Source organism: Echinicola shivajiensis (genome assembly GCF_018642165.1).
GTDB lineage: Bacteria > Bacteroidota > Bacteroidia > Cytophagales > Cyclobacteriaceae > Echinicola > Echinicola shivajiensis.
Genome location: NZ_JAHHZM010000001.1, coordinates 157,236 through 176,471 on the forward strand (window position 1 = coordinate 157,236; position 19,236 = coordinate 176,471).

Consider the following 19,236-nt stretch of genomic DNA (forward strand, 5'->3'; position numbering starts at 1 on the left):
TTTACACAAATATATAACCATAATTTCTTTCAAAATATTCACACCACCTTTATCTTCCCCGTCACCGCACTATCTATCAACACCGATTTATACTCCTTTAATTTTTCGATCTGCCTATCCTGCAGGGAAATGGATTTGTCTATTTTCAAAGATATTTCTTCAATGTATATAAAAATTTGATTTTGTTCATTTAATGGGGGAAGAAGAACTGGTAAGTTTTTTAATAATTCTTGGCTTAATGAAGCTCGAGTTACCAAATTCATCTCTTTCTCAAAATAGTTTCTTTGAATTCTTGAACTGAAATAGTATTTAGAAAACCCTTTATACAATTTTTTAGTTTTTGGTCTAAAGCGAATTAGGAAACCAGCAAAAGTTGCTTCTTTAATGGTATCAAAACAAACCGAACTAAATCCAACTTCATCAATAGTTTCAGAAGTCCTAGTAAAAAAGACATCTCCTTCCACAACAGAATAGTTCTCTTGATCTTTTGTAGTTGCCATTGCCAAACCCGAAACAGATTTTGGTAACTGAATATTTGAATAAACATCACCGTAGGTTACAAAAGGAAAACCTTTTCCAAAATATTCAGCTCCCGCACTAATCCCATTTTGGGTTTCTCCTACATGTCTTATTTTCTTCACCTCCCACCCCTCAGGAATCTCACCGATCCAATCTATCCCTGAATCTTTTACCTTATCCGGCTTGGTCCAGGCGTTTTTTTCGGCATTCCATACCTTTTTTCCAGTGACCAGCTCCTGAATTATAATTTGCTTACGCTCCTTCAGCAACTGGATCAGCCTTTCCTTTTGGGCAATGGCCTTGTCGATCTTGGCGGTTTTCTCATCCAAGAAATTAGCGATGACTGTTTGTTCTTCTTTTTTAGGAATTGGTAGAAGTGAATAAGAAAGTTCAGGGTAACTAATGTTTTTACCTTCCCTTATTCCAACTACACTTGTTTGAATTTCTGAAATGAATGAAGACGATTTGAATAAATACTTATAATATCTATCAACCAATCCATCTTTTTTCTTTAGGACAGTATATGCAGGACTAATTATTCCATCATGGTGACAATATTCCAAGCCTCCCTCAAAAGACCTCAAACTTATTGCAAAATCTCCTTTTTGGATATATTTAAAACTTTCAAGGTTACCGGAAGGCATAACCATTCTATTTTCAACCAACGTTCTTGGTACAACACCTTTATCTTGGGTCACCGAAAGAAGTTCCTCGTCAGGCTTATTCTTAATAGAGATATCTCGAAATAAAAATTTCATTCGGATAGCATCCCATCCTTTAGGAATCTCCCCTAACCATTCAACTCCAGAATCCTTATAAGCAGCGTATTTTTTATATTTTAAATCTTCGACAACCTCCATCTTAATCCAAGTTTAAAATATCCATAATCAACCCCTCATTTTCCTTTTCCAATGCAAAGATCTCTGTACTAACTTCTTCTAGACTTCTTAGTGGCTTATGCTGATAGAAGTACTTGTTAAAGCTAATTTCATAGCCGATCTTGGTCTTGTCCAGGTCTATCCAGGCTTCTTCCACATGAGGCTTGACCTCCCTTAGGAAATACTCGTAAATATTTTCTTTTAGCGGAACCGATTCACTGTCTCTTAGCTCAGTTTCGGATTGATAGAGAATATATTCATTAGCCTTTCCTGAAGGATAATAACCATAATCAGCTAATTGCTCTTTGGTACAGCCCAAGTGTGCCAAAAGCTGCTCCAGCTTGTCACCGCTGAGTTTTTGCACTTTTTTGATCACCTTCTCGGCCGATTCATCGTACCAGCTGACCACATTAAGAATGTTATTTTTCTCCGAAGCAGAAAGCTTGAGTGATTTGATCTCTTTAAGGGCCTTATCCACTTTTTTCATAAAGACATTAAAATCCCTGAACTCATCAGTCCCTACCTTTTCCATAAGCCCATCAGCTGCTTCCAATAAAGCTTTCTGCTTCTTCCAGGTACTTGGAGAAATCAAGGCTTTCCGCTTTTTAGCATTCAGGTCGATATCCTGCTTTTCGCACCAGTCCAGAATTTCTTTTTCCAAGGAGGAAAGATCGGTATAGACTTTTTCTCCATAGGTCTTATAAGCCCATTCCATGGGCTCTTTAAGGCTTTTGTCATAGCGTAAATCGGCTATTCTTTCTTCGGTGAACTGGGCCTTAAGCCTGCTCGGCCGTTCTATGCTGACCTTATAATAACCAAAGTCTGCATTATCAAAGACCTTGGCAGCCAGTCCATCCTCGCTGCTTCTTTCTACTTCCTGAAAGTTCAGGTAAGCATCCTGTATTTCTTTGATATGTTCGGCGGTCAGTTCACAGTTCTTTGCGCCCAGGTTTTTGCGCAGTTTTGCAAAGCGCTGGGAGGCATCGATCAGGATGAATTTCCCTTTTCGCTCCTTGGGCTTATAGTTGGTAAGCAACCAGATATAAGTGGTGATGCCCGTATTATAGAATAGGTTATTAGGCAACTGGATAATGCCTTCCAATAAATCATTTTCAATGATATAGCGACGGATATTGCTTTCACCACTTCCCGCATCCCCGGTAAAGAGACTGGAACCATTATGAACTGAAGCGATCCTGGAACCTAAAGGACTTTGATGGAGTGGTTTCATCTTACTGACCATTTCCATCAAGAACAGCAACTGCCCATCAGAAGACCTTGGCGTGGCATCCACTTCAGCGGTAATGCCCCAATAATCGGTTAAGGGTAGGATAAACCGGGGATCGATAATGTCTTTCCCGTCCTTGATATTTTTCAAGTCGGAATTCCAGGACTTGCCATAAGGAGGATTGGAAAGCATAAAGTCAAAGGTGGTTCCAGCAAACTCATCGGTGGACAGGGTCGAGCCTACCCGAATGTTCTTGGGATCATTGCCCTTGATCATCATATCCGATTTACAGATGGCATAGGTCTCGTCATTGATTTCCTTGCCATAGAGATAAACATCCCCGATGGCCCGAATTTCCCCTTCTTCATCCTTAATGAAATTCTGGGATTCGGTCAACATACCTCCCGATCCACAGGCCGGGTCATAAATGGTCATGACCTGGGGTAAATTATCTTTAATAGGCTCAAAAACAATATGCGTCATCAGGTCGATTACCTCACGGGGCGTAAAGTGCTCTCCGGCCTCTTCATTGTTTTCCTCATTGAATTTCCTGATCAGCTCCTCAAAGACATAGCCCATACCCAAATTGCTTAAGGGAGGTAATTTGCGTCCATCCGGATCTTCTTTATCAAAAGGAGTCAGGTTGATATAGGGAGAGGTGAACTTTTCCAAGACATCCAGCAGCACGTCTTTGCTGGCCATATGCCTGATCTGGCTTTTCAGCTTAAACTTCTCAATGATCTCCTTGACATTGGGACTAAAGCCATTTAAATATTCCTCAAAATTGGCCTGAAGGATCTGCTGGCTATTGGTAGCTGTCTGGTACAGCCGAATCAATGTCCATTCGCTGGTATTATAAAACACATAACCACTGGCATCGATCAGCCCGCCTTCATCCCATTCGGTAAAGCCCGCTTCATCCCGCTGGAAGGCCAGTTCCTCCATTACCGCCTCCTTGGTAGGTTCCAAGAGGGCGTCCAGTCTTCTCAGCACCACCATAGGCAGGATCACATCCCGGTATTTCCCTCGGACATAGACATCTCTCAAACAATCATCGGCAATGGACCAGATAAAGGAAACTAATTTATTATGTACGGCAGTATTCATATGAATGGTATCAACTATATATTAATGAATGCCCTTCACCAGAAGTCATGATGACATTACCCATTATTTTCCATACATGAGTTATCAATATAGCCCCAAAATTATCAAACAATTTTATAAGGTCTTGTTTATGAGAATACTCCTATGCATAACGGAAAAATGGGCAAGACATCAAACAACAAACGCTTTCAGTTCAAAAAGACTCCCTTGGTAAAAGCTGCCACAAGATGCCCAAAATTATACAAACAGGCAATGAAAATGTATTTGCTTGGTGGAATTTTGGGCTTTTCTGCGGAAAGTAAAAAGCTGATCTCATCCCGAAATCAGCTATTAGTATTCAGATAAAACGTCCATAAATTAGCTAGTATGGCAGGCATTACTGCAAGTCTTGCATCCATTAGCGGTAGGATAGATTTGCCTTGCTCTAGCTACTGCTGTGCCACAACTATAATGTTCTCCAAGATACTGGTAGTCGGAAGGAAAATACCGACATCCTTCCTTGTGCACCTCATGGTCACCATTAGTTTGTTGGCGGTTGTTTACTACGTACTTTTCCATGTCACTTAATATTTATAGTTAAAAACCTTAATTTTCAATAAGGTAGCTAAAAAAATGGCTTAAAAAATAGTAGTGACATAGGTTGTCTCGATTTATTGTATTAATAAAATAAGCCCCCTAATCTAACTATACGTTTCTTCTGTATATTATATTGAAATTGAATACACATTAGTAAGCAGTCAAAAGATTTGCCATTTTAACATCCTGTAAATATTCAAATACTAATACGAGCTTAGATTGTGTATTATTTTCAATATTAATTACAAATTTCTTGATTCCATGTTCATTGATCTCTAGATTGTATATATAATTTGAGGAAATTTTATGTTCGAGAAATCTCTCTAACTGACCCTTAGTCAGGTGATCTATACCAAGAAGTTCAAGATTCTTTTTTCGCGTTGTATGCAAGTAATCATTAAATTTTTCCTCTTTAATTCTTACTTTTATTTTATCAGGATTAGAAGTTGATTCAGTTACCGCATTAAGGGAGAATTTGAAATCATCTTGAAATCCTTGATAAACACGCCTTTCTATTTTGTAAGATAGAAATACTCCATATAAAATATCCTGAATCGAGTTGATTTTAATTCCATGTTTCTGAAAATCATACATCGTTGGATTATCCATCATTTTATAATCTTCATTCGGAACAATTACCCTGTCGTTTAATAATATAAATGCATTACTTAATGATAATGATATACTTTCTTTGAAGATTGAATGAAATGTCAAATCTGAATAACCAATACAATATTCCTTACTGAGAAGGTCTGACTTGACCTTTTGAAATTTATGATTACTTAAATTATTGACATAAATAAAAAATGGTTCAAAGAATGTATCTGGGGGAGCATCCTTCCATTCACAGCTTCTTATAACTAAATCGAGTGCAGAACTTGGAGAGTTTCCCCAAAAAATGAAATCTCCTCCCAAAATGCTATGCTTTCCAACTGTTCCAAGTGATTGCAGAACTACATCCATTGCAATTGAACCGTAAATAGAGGAGTTAAATTTAGAGGGATCAAAGATTAATAGCAGCTCCTTGCGATCTCTATTAGGTATTAAAACGTTTTTTAGTTCTGAATAATTAATGTTATGGTATATCAGCTGAAACTTTAATTCTTTAAATAAACTGTATATTTCTTTTTGTATATCCAATGAGGAAAGATTAAACCTTTCGCTCATTAATTTTAAAAATATATTACCCCTAGCATCAATCGTAAAAATTCTTTCTAACATGGTTTCCTTCAATTGATAATTGAGACTTAATTATATATTCGAAAACAGATGATTCCAATTAATATATTTAATAATCTAAAATTTTTCTCACCTGGTAATCCACTAGGTTCATACCCCAATAATCCCTAGAATAACTTGGGTAGTATCTTTTATTTTTGAGTCAGTTCGTACGACTTACTAATTTGCTTGTAAATTGAGCTTGGTCTCCTTTATATGCATCTAGAGGTTTTACACTCTCAACATCAAAATCTTCTTCTGTCAAGTCCGAATGCAAGCGTTTATTTTGTAGTATAGTTAGAATATCTTCTAAACTTTCCTCAGTTATTACAATCTGGCCGTCCTGAAAGTTAACTCCCCAATTTTTGATCTTGTTAACTTCTTTGAAGCGGTTAAGGAAATTCTGGTCTTTGTAATACCCCAGATTTTTTATTGTTGCAATTTTTCTTAAATATCTTTGATTATTCCCAACTTTATTTGTTAAAATATCCATGTTGACAAATAATTCTTTAACCTCTTCTTCTTGATAAAACTCATCCGCTTTTGCCATCATCCCTTCTCTAAAATTCATTCCTGTTTCAAATGCCTTTTTCGACAAAATAAATAACAAATCATCGTAAAACATGAAATCAATAGAGTTAGAAATACTGAATACATTATCTTCTTCCAAATCAACAAACATGTTTTCTTTGTAAAGTAAAGGAATGTAGCCTTTCTCCTTTTTCATTTTCCAGTTTTCAGGAATACGCTTAAATGCAATTACTTTTATTCCTTCAGAATCTCTCAAAATGATAATATAAGATTTTGCTTTAACTAGATCATCAACGCTATTGATAGTATCTTCCTCTGGACTGATTGAATCAAGAGCTTCCATTATTTTTTCAAAATCTGTAAGTCCCGAATCAATTGCTCTTATTTGATCCTCTTCGGGTTCAGGACAATCATATGAATATTTTTCAATACTATTTGCACCTTCAATCCTCCTCGCAACTATATTCTTTAAACGATTTTCAAGCTTTTTATCTATTTGAACATACTTTACATTGTAGTGAGATATTCGCTTTTTTTTGTATTCTTGAACGATTGCAAGTGAAATATAACAACTTTGAATGTCAATTTCTTTTAGGCTTGTGAATTTACTCTTGATTGTCATTGTTTGAAATTTTTTCGATTGTTATATATAAAAAACGGGTTAAACTTCTGATGTAGAATCGTTCACCTATTTTTGGTTCATGTTTACTTAATATTATTCTATAATCATCTTTCCCATCAAATTCATAATCCAAATCGTACAAATTATACCCAGCTAACAATAATATGGGATTAAGAAAAACAGATTTACTTTTAATTGTTAAGAACAACATCAATAAGAGAAAAATACTTAAAGAAATAACATCCTCTATTTTCGAAAGATCAAATCCAAAAAAGGAAACAATATAAGGAATGGTATAATTAATGAGGTCTGCCGAACGGTTTTTGACTGACTTTACTTTGACTGGCATATTACCTCTTTTTAAGGAATCAACAGTGAAAAATAATAAAACAACACTCAAGATTGCGATGCCAATCATTATGTAAATTGCAACTGGATGTTTAAAATAGTTTCTGCAATTAAAATCCCAGTCCTTGACAGCTAATATCAATATCAATGGGGAATATGCACTAATAAATAATAGTATAGAAGTAAAGATTCTTGGTTTCATTATAACACTTCTTAAATAGCTTTGTCAAAAAAAAATCACAACTGGACATATCCTTCAAAACTAAAAAAGCCATATAACAAAAAAAATACCCCATATGGGGTATTTTTCAACAGTTTCACTCTTAAAATCTATTTTAAATTACTTCTTATCCTCTAATATCTTTTTGATGGCATCATTCATCTGCATCATGGTCTCCATCATTTTCATCATCACCTCCGTTTGGTTTTTATCAGCATAGTTTGCTTTCACATTACCTCCAATTGAAAAAGGAGAATTAGTAAGATTTTCTATTACATGTCCTGGCTGACTGGAAACAATCTGGAGCGGATCCACCTTTAAAAATTCAGCTACTTGTTGAATAAGATCAATGGTAATTTTATTCTCACCACGCTCATATTTGGTATAGTTGGCTTCTGACATACCCAAATACTCCGCAACCTCCAAGGCTTTCTTGTCCCTTAGTTTACGAAAAGCAGAAAAATTCCTACCTATATTCTTGTTCTCGAGTACAGTAAACTCGCTTCCATTTTCCTCCTTCATATGATGCTTGATTTTATATTCAATATACAAAAATAACCATACTTCCTGTAGTTTTTAAAAGTGTTTTAGTATGAAATATGGATTATTCCAACTCCCAGTTGTTTTAAACTACTAAGGTATATAACGAAACTACTATGTTTTTAAGGCTTTTCAAAGCTATTCCTGTAAAATTGTGTATGGTTCATTTCGGATCACATAAAGCCATTACTTCACTACTCGGGTCATTAAAACCTGAGAAGAGAGCTATGGTATCCTATTATGATAACCGTTCCTTTGATATCCTACCGGGAATCTCCAAGTATGATATACTTTTCGAACGTAAACCGAAAAATCCAATATAAAATTAGTAGGGAGTATTGAGTCGTGAGGATTGAGCTTTTTGTTTACGTAAGCGATACTGATTACTTGCTACTGAATATGAATCACATACCGATACCGAATTTCCTAAAATACTATCGAACCTAAAATCGGTATCAATTTTTACGAAATGTAGTAGTTAGAACAATTGAGCTCATGACTCATGACTAGCTACTCAAGACTACAAAATTCGTTGGCTGCATTCGTTCCGCTCCGGAAGGGACGTCTGGTAGGGCAGCCTGGCCTGGGGCTTTATTAGCACTGGGGTTTAATCAATTTCTTATAAATGTAGAAGGAAAAGGAGTAGCTAGTATCGAGTCGTGAGTATTGAGACTTGGTTTCGTTTGTGAGGTCGAACTGTCCTTCGTCAAAGCGGGCTAGACTGGGAGGATGTTACTGGAAGAGATCCCTCGTTACCTCGGGATGACAATTCAGAAGGCGGGATTGCTTCTCCCGGCCCACCGGGATCGCAATGACGGAGAATTGGACGTTCTCGCCTCCGAAAACGAGTCTTTTATCTAGCGTCTTGAGTCTAATATCTATTAAGATTCTAGACAAAGCATTCCAATATTTCTACAAAGACCTTAATAACTATGAAAGCGTTAACGAAAAACTGCTTCCTGGCATTGCTATGCCTTTTCGGAAGCGAAACATATGCCCAAGTTGCTTCACCTCCTGCCACTGGGGGGCCGGAAAATGCTCCGGCTCCCGTGGTGGTGTATGGGGAACTGCTGGGCTATGAAGAGGGAGACAGCATTACTGTCAAGTTTCAAGAATACCTTTTTGATGAGACCTCCAAGGTCCCCGCCCCCACGATTATCAAGCCCGAATGGGAAGATGGTGGTGTATTTAAAGGTGTCCACCCGGGGATCGGTAAGATCTTCAGGCTCTCCACTCCCCCATTCCAGTCCCCCGGCTACCTTTCCATAAGAAATGGAAGGACGGGTTATCTGGACCATTACCTCATCGAACCAGGGGACAGCATCAAGATCTCCATCAACAAGCTCAATTTTACCCTATCCTTTTCCGGGCCTGCAGCAGAAAAGTTCAACCTCCAGCGGGCATTGGACCAGCAGGTGGCCACCTTCTTCGGAAACGGCAGCCGCAAGGCCAACCTCTTGGTCTCCCAAAAGCTGACACTGGAGCAGGAAGAAACACTCAAGGCCACCCAGGCTGCTTTTGGTAGAGAGGTAAAGGCCATCCTTTCCTTTGAGCAGGCCCTTGAGGCTATGAAGGTGGATATCAAAAGGCTTGACGCTACCATGATCCGTACTATCACGAAAAGCTACTCCCCTGTTGTTCCAGAAAAGTTCCTAGAACTCGTGGAGACCGAGTACCTGTCCAGAATGCGGCTTCCACTCATCAGTACCTTTTACAGGCACTATTTCAGGGTAATGAAACAATCAGGGAATTCTCCCCTCGCCAAGGAATATGAAAAGTTCTACGGCGATCACCTCCGGTCCATGGAAGACCTCTCCGCTTATGTCGCCGGAATGGAGCAATCCTATAGCTATCTGGACCTGATGGCCCAGCTCATGAAGATCAAAGCAAAGATCAAGGGAAAAACGGCCCCTGAACTTATATCGGCCATACCCCATACCCAACTCCGCGAGGCACTCCTCACCCGCTACTTCCTGGAAAAGCGCAACCTGGTAATTGCCGGCCCAGAGGCACTGGGGGATCTCCTTACAAGTATTGGTCAGGAACCCTATCGCTCCATCCTTAGCGAGTTGTATTACAGGAATTCTTCAGGGGAAAAGCTGGAGCCCTTTACCTTCCATGACCTACAGGGAAAGCCACGCAAGTTGGAAGAGTTCAGTGACAAGGTGATCCTGATGGATTTTTGGTTTTCAGGATGCAAGGCCTGTATCAATATGAATACGGACATCCTGCAAAAGCTTGCTGAAAGGTATGCTGGGCGGGAGGATTTTATCATGCTTTCCATATCAAGTGACCGAAAAGAAGAACTGTGGAAAAGGAGCCATCATTCCGGCAAATACGCCCCGGAATCCTCCGTCCACCTGAACACGGGGGCAGATGGAGGGCAACACCCCTTTCTGAAACATTATAATATCCACCTTTACCCCCACCTGATGCTGGTCGGCAAAAAGGGAAAGCTGATTCAGTCAGGCATGTACAAGCCTACCTATGAATCGGTTGCCGAACTGGTCGAGCGGGCACTGGACAAACAACCTAAACTTTAACATTATGCATCAACATCTACTCATCATATCACTCCTATGGTATATGCTTACCATCCCTTCCCTGCTCCATGGCCAGGAAATCCATAGCCTTGAAGGCAGGGTTACTGACAGCCGGGAAGGCAGTCCCCTTCCCGGAGCCTTGGTAAGCCTTGGAGAAAACGGTCCCAGACAGGTAACCGACGAAAACGGGAATTTTAACTTCCGTTTAAAAACGGGCACTTATACCCTATCGGTACATTACCTGGGGTATGTCCCCTTAGAGGAAACTGTGGAACTAAACGACCACCAAAACCTCAGCCTCCAACTGGAACAGGATGGACTGCTGATGGAAGGCGTGGAAGTGCTTTCCACCGGGTACCAGGAAATCCCCAAGGAACGGGCCACAGGTTCCTTCGTGCAGGTCGATCAGGAACTGATCAACCGAAGCGTGGGCGTTTCGGTCATCGACCGACTGGAAGATGTCACCAGCGGCCTTGCCTTCAATAAGGTGGGCAATGCGGCTGACCCCATCAGTATCCGTGGGAGGAACACGCTATTTGCCAATACCCAACCGCTTATCGTCGTGGACAATTTCCCCTATAACGGGCCGATCGAAAACATCAACCCCAACAATGTGGAAAGCATCACTGTACTGCGGGATGCCGCAGCAGCCTCCATCTGGGGGGCACGTGCCGGCAATGGGGTGATCGTCATCACCACCAAACGCGGTACCAAGGGCAAACCTAGGCTGAGCTTCAATGCCAATGTGAACTTTACCGAAGAACAGGATCCCTTTTACCGTCCCACCATGTCCATGGCCGATTTTATCGATATCGAATCCATGCTGTTCGGACAGGGATTCTACAGCAGGAACGAAAACGCCAGTGACCAACGTTCACTACCCCCGGCAGTGGAAACACTGATCAAACTTCGGGACGGACTGATTGACCCTACAGAGGCCGACAGACAACTGGATCTTTTTCGCTCCGGGGACATGCGAAGGGATCTCCTACAGCATTATTACCGTCCTCAGATGGACCAGCAATATGCACTAAACTTCTCCGGGGGCAGCGACAAGCATCGCTATGCCGTTTCCGCAGGCTATGACCACAACCTTGGGAATGTCCATGGCAATGACCGCAACAGGATCACGCTGGGCCTTAGCAGCCAGTGGACGTTGCTCCAAGACCGCCTCCACCTGGACATTGGCCTGAACCATACCCGTATGGATGCCAGGACCACCACCGAACTTCCTGATGGATACTCCCCCTATGAACGGCTTACGGATGAAGCGGGAAAATCGTCCCCCATCACAGCGGATTACAGCAGCAGGTACCTGGAAAGCGATGCGGTTTCAGGGCTGCTGGACTGGCGTTATATTCCACTCGAAGAGAAAGGTGAAATCGACGGGTCTACTGTCCAGGATGATTTCCGGGCAAACCTTGGACTGGCCTACACCTTATTGGATGGTCTCAAGGCCTCTGTAAAGTATCAATATTGGCAGAACAGGGCCAATACGGACAATTACCGTTCACCTGACCTGTACTTTGTCCGTGACCTGGTCAACCGCTTTACCCAGGATACTGGGGACGGTGAACTGCTCCGCATTGTCCCCAACGGGGGAATATTGGACCTTGGCAGTTCCGAATCCTACAGCCATAGTTTCCGGTCACAGCTTGATTTTGACAGAAAGTTTGGAAACCATCACCGTATCGATGCCCTAGCCGGTTTTGAGCTGAGGGATCAGGAACTTACTGCACACAGCAACCGCTATTATGGGTACAATCCTGAACTGATGGTCAGCAGCCCGGTGGACTATACCACACGCTATCCCATGTACCACAGCGGGTCATTTTCCACGGTTCCCTATGTGGGCAGCCACACTGGCACAATTGACCGCTTTGTTTCCTATTATTTTAATGCAGGATACAGCTTTAAGCGAAAATTGATGCTTACGGTCAGTGCCAGAAAGGACGCCTCCAACCTGTTCGGTGTGGAAGCCAACCAAAGATGGATCCCACTTTGGTCAGTGGGTGCAGGCTGGACCATTAGTGAAGAACCTTTTTATAATGGGGGCTACCTTTCCTTCCTAAAGCTCCGGGGATCCTTTGGCTATAATGGAAATGTGGACAAATCCGTCTCTGCCCTCACTGCTGCACGGTACTTCTCCAATTATTCCTTTGTGATCCCTGCCGGTGAATTGGCAGCGACCATCATCAACCCGCCCAATCCCGACTTGCGTTGGGAAAGGATCGGGATATTGAACCTCGGCCTGGACCTGGAAAGCCATGACGGCAGGATTAGGGCCAGTCTTGAAGGATACTATAAAAAGGGCCTGGACCTAATTGGTGACACGCCCATGCGGCCTTCCAGTGGCATGACCGAATTCCGCGGTAATTCGGCCAATATGGAATCCAAGGGCATCGATTTAGACCTTCAAACAGTTAACCTGAATGGTCCGGTTTCCTGGCACAGTAACCTATTGTTCAGCCTGGTAAAGGAAAAGGTGACGGATTATTTCTTTAAGGGTGCTGCCACACAGTACCTGCAGGGTTCGGCCATACCTTTGGAAGGCAGACCGCTTTATGCCATGTACAGTCTCCCCTATGCCGGACTGGATCCTGCTACCGGAGCTCCTTTGGGATACCTGGATGGGGAAGTTTCCGATGACTATTCGGCAATATTTGGCGAGGCCACTCCTGACAATATCCAGTACCATGGCTCAAGAAGGCCTACGGTCTTTGGCTCACTGCGCAATACTATATCATGGAAGGGATTTAGTCTTTCTGCCAACCTGTCCTTTAAACTGGGCTATTACTACCGAAGGCAGTCTGTTGCCTATAATGATCTTTTGAGCGGTAGGATTGGACATGCGGATTATGCCGACCGTTGGCAGGAACCAGGCGATGAACTAAGTACCCAAATTCCCGCCATGCCGGAAAACAGGAATACCCTAAGGGACAACCTGTATACCTTTTCTGACTTTCTGGTCGAACGGGGTGACCATATCAGGCTCCGAGACGTAAGGCTTGCCTATCGCTTCGATGAAAAGGGCTGGGCAAAACTCCCTTTCCGAAGTGCACAGGTATACCTCTATGCCAATAACTTGGGCATACTCTGGAAGGCTGCCAAGAATGATCCCTTGGACCCCGATTATAGGATTACAAATCCCCTGAAAAGTATTGCAGTAGGAGTTAAAATGGATTTCTAACCTACCAAAGACATAGCTCCGTCCGCCTTATTTCATGTTTAATTTAAACCGGATTGATTATTAAAGGCGAATCTTGGTGGGCGGGGCTTACTTTAAGTAAAAAGTAGCAAGATGATAGAAATAAGAATTATAGAGAAAAGAAGAAAGATGAAAGAGGAAAGACTTGAATTCGGAGGCGAGAACACCACTTTCTCCGTCATTGCGATCCCGTACGGTAGTCGGGAGAAGCAATCTCAGCTTCGAAATACGGGATTGCCACTCCCGGCCAACCAGGATCACAATGGTGGTGTCGATACGTCCTTACTCACGTGTACCAGTCTGCTGAGAGACCAAATAAAACAGCGCTTTCAGTTCTAATATAAAAGTCTGTGCCGTTCCAAGTCTTTAGCAAAGCGGTGACTTGGAACCTTAATACAGGGAGCCTGCCTGGAGGAAGACAGGTCTCCAGACTTCCACACTAAACACATATTAACAAACTAAATGCTATGAAAAATCAGCTTCGTCCACCAAATCAATCAATGTTAAACTTAAATCAAACAATAAACCGGGTTACACATCAACAGGTGGGCGGAGTTTTTGGAGAATAAAGAATTATAGAGAAAAGAAGAAAGATAAAAGAGAGGCTTACGTCAGTGCGATAGGTCAACATTTACTCAAATATAAAAGAGTTGAATGACGTGAGCTTCAAATCGATGTCATGCTGACGATAGGAAGCATCTCTTCCAGTAACGGTTAGGAAAAGAGATCCTTCCTTTGTCAGGATGACTTTGATTCACGTCACTGTCAATGGTAGGAGCTTGCGACGCGGCAGTCTCAGATCCAAAAAACGAGATTGCCATAGTCGTACTTCCGTCCTCCTTCGCTATGATGGAGACCAAATAATATCGCTCACGTGAACAAGTCTTTTTACTATGTACTAAAATCTAGCTACTATCAACGAGTCCCTTACCGCGCAATTTCTTCATATGTGATCATACATCATCTTAATTATAGCGGGAAATGTTTCCAGACGGGAAACCGGGACTTTTTTTAGAAGAAAGAATAATGATGAAAGAGAAAAGAGATTACGTCAATGCGAGTCATCGGACATTGAGCCTGCCGAAATGCAAGAGGTTGAAGCAGTCTCCTATTTTGAAACGAGATTGCCACAGTCGTCCCTCCGTCCTACTTTGCAATGACGGATATGATACGACCTCGACTCCGTAAACCAATCTCAAATCTCATGTCTCAAATCTAAAGTCTAATTAAAATATGAAAAACAAATTCAACCCCATATACACCATCATGATCATCAGCATCGTGCACCTGTTATGCTCCTGTGAATCCTTTCTGGATGAAAAACCGGACAAGGGAATCACAGTACCTGTTACCTTATCGGAAATCATGGCCCTGCTGGACAATGCCTTTATCTTCAACAGTACCCCCACCTTGCAAATCATCGCGTCAGATGAGTACTATAATACCACGGAAGGTTGGGAAAGTTATCCCAGCACCATGGTACAGCGTGCACATTTACGGCAGTTCGACACCATGTTCGAGGGGGTCGACAATGTTACCGAATGGTCCAATCCCTATGAGCAGATTTTCTATGCCAATATCGCACTTGAACAGGTGGAAAAGGTCATTCCAAAAAATCCAGAGGAAGAACACCTCAAACAGGTCATTACCGGCAGTGGACTTTTCAACAGGGCCTATGCCCTTTTCCACCTGGCAATCAACTATGCCCCTTCCAATGTAAACGGAACAGTTTCCGATGGTAACGGCATACCACTTCCTCTTGACCCTGATATCAATCAGGATCATCCTATTAGTGATCTGGGAGACACTTACCAAAGGATCATTGATGATCTGGAGACAGCCATTTCCCTGTTGGATGAAAATACTGCCTATGCCACCAGGCCTTCACTTCCTGCCGCCCATGCCCTCTTGGCTAGGGTATACCTCTCTATGAACAGTTTTGAAAATGCCCTATTCCATGCGCAAAAAGCCTTGCAGATCCATGATGATTTATTGGATTTCCAAATACTTGATGGAACGATGACCTATCCATTTCATTTGGCGAACAAAGAGGTCATCTATCATTCTGAGGCCTACTCCTATTCCGGTTTTGCAAGAAGTCAGGAAACCAGGATAGATACCTTATTATACCGAAGTTATGACAATGAAGACCTAAGAAAGACCTTGTTTTATGTAAAACGTGATAATGGAGCGATCAACTTCAGGGGGAGTTTTGCATCCGGATATGATCATTTCACTGGTCTGACCACCGGGGAGCTCTATCTGGTCATTGCAGAGTGTAAAGCCATGCTGGGCGATATGGATGGGAGTATCGATGCTATGGAAACATTGTTAAAATCAAGGTACCTGAACGGGAATATTCCTCCATGGCCTGACTTTACAGAGGACAGCCTGATAGAAAAGGTATTATTAGAGCGCAAAAAAGAATTGGTATTCAGGGGACTGAGGTGGTCCGACCTAAAACGGTACATTGCTTCTGGTGTCACTGAAGTAGCATTGAAAAGGGTCATTGATGGTCAGGAATATAGTTTGGAACCCAGTATGGAAAACTTGGTATTTCCCATCCCCAAGGAGGAGTCTTTGTTTTAAAACAAAAAGAGGTGCAAACCAAATTGCACCTCTTACCAATCTTAGACATCTCCGTTATGGATTTAATGAGAATCTTCCTTCTGGATAATCAGGCAAGGGCATAGTCGCTGCTTCATCCTGATAAAGACAGGTTTCTGAAATCTCCACATCACATTCATATTCGTTTGAGCCTACGGTTACTTCCTCGGTCTCACCTGTGATGGGATTCACTATTCCCCAAGCTGTCTCTACTTCCTCCATTGGAGTCGTAAAAGCAAAAGCCGCTATCATGGCGAGGAGAAAAACCCCGCCCTTTACTAAATTTAACACACTATTTTTCATAGTTTTATGGTTTAAATATTACAAATGGATCCGGGCGTTTCGATCGTTGTGTTACGCTTGACAATCTTTTGAGAGGAGCGTCCGGTTTTCTTCCCCCTACCGTTGCCAGGCAAGTACCTTGTACCTTCACTGGCCGTACAAATTCTTTCTTTGGTTTTTTGTTTATGAAAATCTCAATTCCAACCTCAAGGAGGTGTTCTCAGTAACTATTTCCATGGAACACTTATCTCCCATAAATTCTTTATCCTTGCTGGTACAGATTTGCAATCTGTACCCATAAATAATAGGCATTTGCAATGCCGCCTTCTTGACTTGAATACAACAGCTTAATCCCATTGCCAACTAATTTCCTACAATGGCTTGGCGCTTCTTGAACGGACGAATATTATATAACCCGATAAGGTTGATAACAATAAATATCAAATTAAACACCAAGTGTTCCTCCCATCCAAGGGCACTGAGCACTCCGCCACAACTGCAGGGCACCCTATTAAAAACACCAATCAATACAAGGAAGATATACCCGGTAAATACCGTCAACAGTCCAAAGCTTATCCAAAGGGCCGGGCCTACCGTCCTCCTTCCTACCAGCAGGATGGCCAATGCCAATTCTGCTGGTGGCAGGGAAAAGAGCAGGATAGAGCCCAGCCACTCAGGGAATACTTGGTTATATAAGGCCATTTCTGTCGCCTGCCAATCGTACCATTTGCTGATGGCCGTATAGGTATAAAGGAATGCCAAACTGTAGGCTATACCTGTGTATAATCCATATTTAATCTTTTCGTTCGGCACCATTGTCATAAGATTATTTACCTTGATTTCTATGATGAAACTATAAACACCAAACCAACAAATAAAATAAATCAAATATTTATTTGTACTTTTTATTAAAAACCTTTCACAGGATAGAAAAACGAAAAAAAGCTTGTGACACCTACCATTCATCACAAAGAACATTGACACAAAAAGCTCATATACTTATGTTTACGTACTATTAAGGTATGATCTTTTTATCCTCCCCCTGGGAGGTACATATGTTTTAAGTAAGAATGAAAAAATTTTTAAGTGCTGAGGAATTGAAAAAGGAGTTTGATATTTTCCATCAATTGGATTTATCCGTGTATAAGTATATTGCCCCCTACCTGATCAAAAAAAGCTATAAAAAGGGGACTATCCTAAAACCCTTTGATGAGGTGGAAAAACATGCGCGCTATGTTTATAGGGGCAAACTGGCCATGTTATATCCTTCACCCAAGGGCATGGATTACCGGGTTACGGTGTTCAGGAAAGGAAAAATAGCCAGCGATCTGATGAGTTATTTCAATCAGAGCCATTCCCCTTATGCCATTAAGGCAATCACTTACTGCACGGTCCTAGAGCTCAGTAGCTTGGCAGAAAAAGAACTATTGGATAAATTTCCAGAAATCAGCCCATTGTCCACCTCGATCAACCGGTATATTTTGGATGATTACACCTCCTGGTCACACCTCACCAACCTTCCTGTAGAAAAAGGGCTTGAAATAATGCACAAATGTTTCCGGGAGGAAAAAAATGATTTGACCATGAAAGATTTGGCCTTTAAGTTCAAATGTTCCGTTTCTACTATTGACCGAACATTAAAAAGGTTAAATATAAAATCCTAAGTACACATCCATTTTTCAGAAGTCCATCACAGGACAGCATTTTAGCAAAATAACCATTCTTATCCACTGATAATTTGCTTCCATAGCACATGAACATTTAGTTTACTTCCCTGATGACGGCTCCATTTTTCAAAGTGCTAGCAGGGGCAACCGTTTATTAAAGGTAATTATAATTCTTTTTTGTCATGAAGCAGGAAAAGCTGTACGAGGAGGAGCAGTGCTCAAAACTCAATCCACATTTTAAAGTGGCAGACCAACTTTGCAGGGAATGGGCAGCAACCCATATTTTTTTTCTAAATGATGAGGAAAGAAAGAAAACCCATGACCAGCAGTTGAACAAATTTGCCGCGAGGCTATTTCCCAATGCAGACAAACAGGAAATGCTTCAGATTTCCAAATTGTTCCTGGTCCTGTTTTGCCTTGATGACCGTGCCGATCAATTAAAAGGACAAACAAGAATAAAGTTCTGGAAGGAGCTCATCAAAAAATACGACCATATCCACAGGGGAATCCATGCTTATTATAATGATGCCATAGGCAAGTTGTTTTGGGAAATCCACTGGGGGTGGTTCAGGGACAGGGCTCGAAAAATTGGCTTGGGCATTCAGCTCAGCCAGTTCATTAGGAAATTCCTTAAAGCAGGCCTATGGGAGGCTAAGAACCTCCAAAAAAACAAACCACCGACCATTATCAAATATGTCCACCAGTTGAAGCATTGCTCAGGGGCTGGCATAGCCATAGAACTGCTGGGCTATCTTCAATCCAATAAACTATCTCCCCAGGTCTTCCATCATCCCAAACTGGAACCACTCTACCAGACCATCACGGAGATCATCTGTTTCACCAATGACCTATCCTCCTATGAAAAGGAAAAAAGAGATGGTGACCTCCATAACCTGGTCTTACTAAAGGAAATGCAGTACCATATCCCTTTAGAGGAATCCATCAAACGGATTAAAGAACGATTGGATTTTCTACAGCAAATATATGTCAACCAACATCGGATCTTTCCCTTAATGGGAAACACCCACCTGCAAGAAAAGATAAGGCTCATAAAAGCCATCTATGCCATGCTACAAGGCATGGAAATATGGGTAAGCAAAGATACGAGGAGGTATAAAAATAATTCAGAGTGAGTCCACTTA

The 19,236-nt window shown here is 41.6% G+C and carries 14 protein-coding genes; 5 read left to right on the forward strand and 9 right to left on the reverse strand.

Going from position 1 to position 19,236, the window contains the following annotated elements; genetic code table 11:
- Positions 1–38 precede the first annotated feature (38 nt).
- From KMW37_RS00675 to KMW37_RS00705, 7 genes are all read right to left on the reverse strand, one after another.
- Positions 39–1,379, reverse strand: coding sequence for a restriction endonuclease subunit S (locus KMW37_RS00675; protein ID WP_215222683.1), 1,341 nt, complete (start codon positions 1,377–1,379; stop codon positions 39–41).
- A gap of 1 nt (position 1,380) precedes the next feature.
- Complete coding sequence (locus tag KMW37_RS00680; RefSeq protein ID WP_215222684.1) at positions 1,381–3,732, reverse strand: type I restriction-modification system subunit M; 2,352 nt, start codon at positions 3,730–3,732, stop codon at positions 1,381–1,383.
- A 357-nt stretch (positions 3,733–4,089) separates the two neighbouring features.
- A complete protein-coding gene (locus tag KMW37_RS00685; RefSeq protein WP_215222685.1) occupies positions 4,090–4,290 on the reverse strand; it encodes a hypothetical protein in 201 nt (66 codons plus the stop codon).
- A 168-nt stretch (positions 4,291–4,458) separates the two neighbouring features.
- Positions 4,459–5,529: a hypothetical protein gene (locus tag KMW37_RS00690; RefSeq protein WP_215222686.1), complete on the reverse strand. Its 1,071-nt coding sequence runs from the start codon at positions 5,527–5,529 to the stop codon at positions 4,459–4,461.
- A gap of 160 nt (positions 5,530–5,689) precedes the next feature.
- A complete protein-coding gene (locus KMW37_RS00695; RefSeq protein ID WP_215222687.1) occupies positions 5,690–6,679 on the reverse strand; it encodes a Kiwa anti-phage protein KwaB-like domain-containing protein in 990 nt (329 codons plus the stop codon).
- Positions 6,663–7,229 (reverse strand): hypothetical protein, encoded by a 567-nt coding sequence (locus tag KMW37_RS00700; protein ID WP_215222688.1) that lies wholly within the window; start codon positions 7,227–7,229, stop codon positions 6,663–6,665. Before KMW37_RS00700 ends, KMW37_RS00695 begins: the two co-directional genes overlap by 17 nt.
- A 138-nt stretch (positions 7,230–7,367) precedes the next feature.
- Positions 7,368–7,769 (reverse strand): helix-turn-helix domain-containing protein, encoded by a 402-nt coding sequence (locus tag KMW37_RS00705; protein WP_215222689.1) that lies wholly within the window; start codon positions 7,767–7,769, stop codon positions 7,368–7,370.
- A 950-nt stretch (positions 7,770–8,719) separates the two neighbouring features.
- Here KMW37_RS00705 and KMW37_RS00710 point away from each other — a divergent pair.
- The 3 genes from KMW37_RS00710 (at position 8,720) to KMW37_RS00720 (ending at position 16,127) form a co-directional block, all read left to right on the forward strand.
- Positions 8,720–10,330, forward strand: coding sequence for a TlpA family protein disulfide reductase (locus KMW37_RS00710; RefSeq protein ID WP_215222690.1), 1,611 nt, complete (start codon positions 8,720–8,722; stop codon positions 10,328–10,330).
- Positions 10,331–10,334: 4 nt separating this feature from the next.
- Entirely contained in the window at positions 10,335–13,520 is a 3,186-nt protein-coding gene (locus KMW37_RS00715) for a SusC/RagA family TonB-linked outer membrane protein (RefSeq protein ID WP_246581271.1), read from the forward strand.
- A 1,251-nt stretch (positions 13,521–14,771) separates the two neighbouring features.
- The gene (locus KMW37_RS00720; RefSeq protein ID WP_215222691.1) at positions 14,772–16,127 is read left to right on the forward strand and encodes a RagB/SusD family nutrient uptake outer membrane protein; all 1,356 of its coding nucleotides are present in this window, start codon (positions 14,772–14,774) and stop codon (positions 16,125–16,127) included.
- 54 nt (positions 16,128–16,181) lie between these two features.
- On the opposite strand, the gene KMW37_RS00725 is transcribed toward KMW37_RS00720, so the two are convergent.
- Together KMW37_RS00725 and KMW37_RS00730 are read right to left on the reverse strand one after the other, a co-directional pair.
- Positions 16,182–16,448, reverse strand: coding sequence for a hypothetical protein (locus KMW37_RS00725; RefSeq protein WP_215222692.1), 267 nt, complete (start codon positions 16,446–16,448; stop codon positions 16,182–16,184).
- A gap of 342 nt (positions 16,449–16,790) precedes the next feature.
- Positions 16,791–17,243, reverse strand: coding sequence for a MauE/DoxX family redox-associated membrane protein (locus KMW37_RS00730; RefSeq protein WP_215222693.1), 453 nt, complete (start codon positions 17,241–17,243; stop codon positions 16,791–16,793).
- A gap of 254 nt (positions 17,244–17,497) precedes the next feature.
- Between KMW37_RS00730 and KMW37_RS00735 the strand changes: the two genes are divergently transcribed.
- Together KMW37_RS00735 and KMW37_RS00740 are read left to right on the forward strand one after the other, a co-directional pair.
- Positions 17,498–18,091, forward strand: a complete 594-nt coding sequence (locus KMW37_RS00735) for a Crp/Fnr family transcriptional regulator (RefSeq protein ID WP_215222694.1) — start codon at positions 17,498–17,500, stop codon at positions 18,089–18,091.
- Positions 18,092–18,276: 185 nt separating this feature from the next.
- Positions 18,277–19,227 carry a terpene synthase family protein gene (locus tag KMW37_RS00740; RefSeq protein WP_215222695.1) on the forward strand — a complete coding sequence of 317 codons (951 nt, stop codon included), beginning with the start codon at positions 18,277–18,279 and terminating at the stop codon, positions 19,225–19,227.
- Positions 19,228–19,236 lie beyond the last annotated feature (9 nt).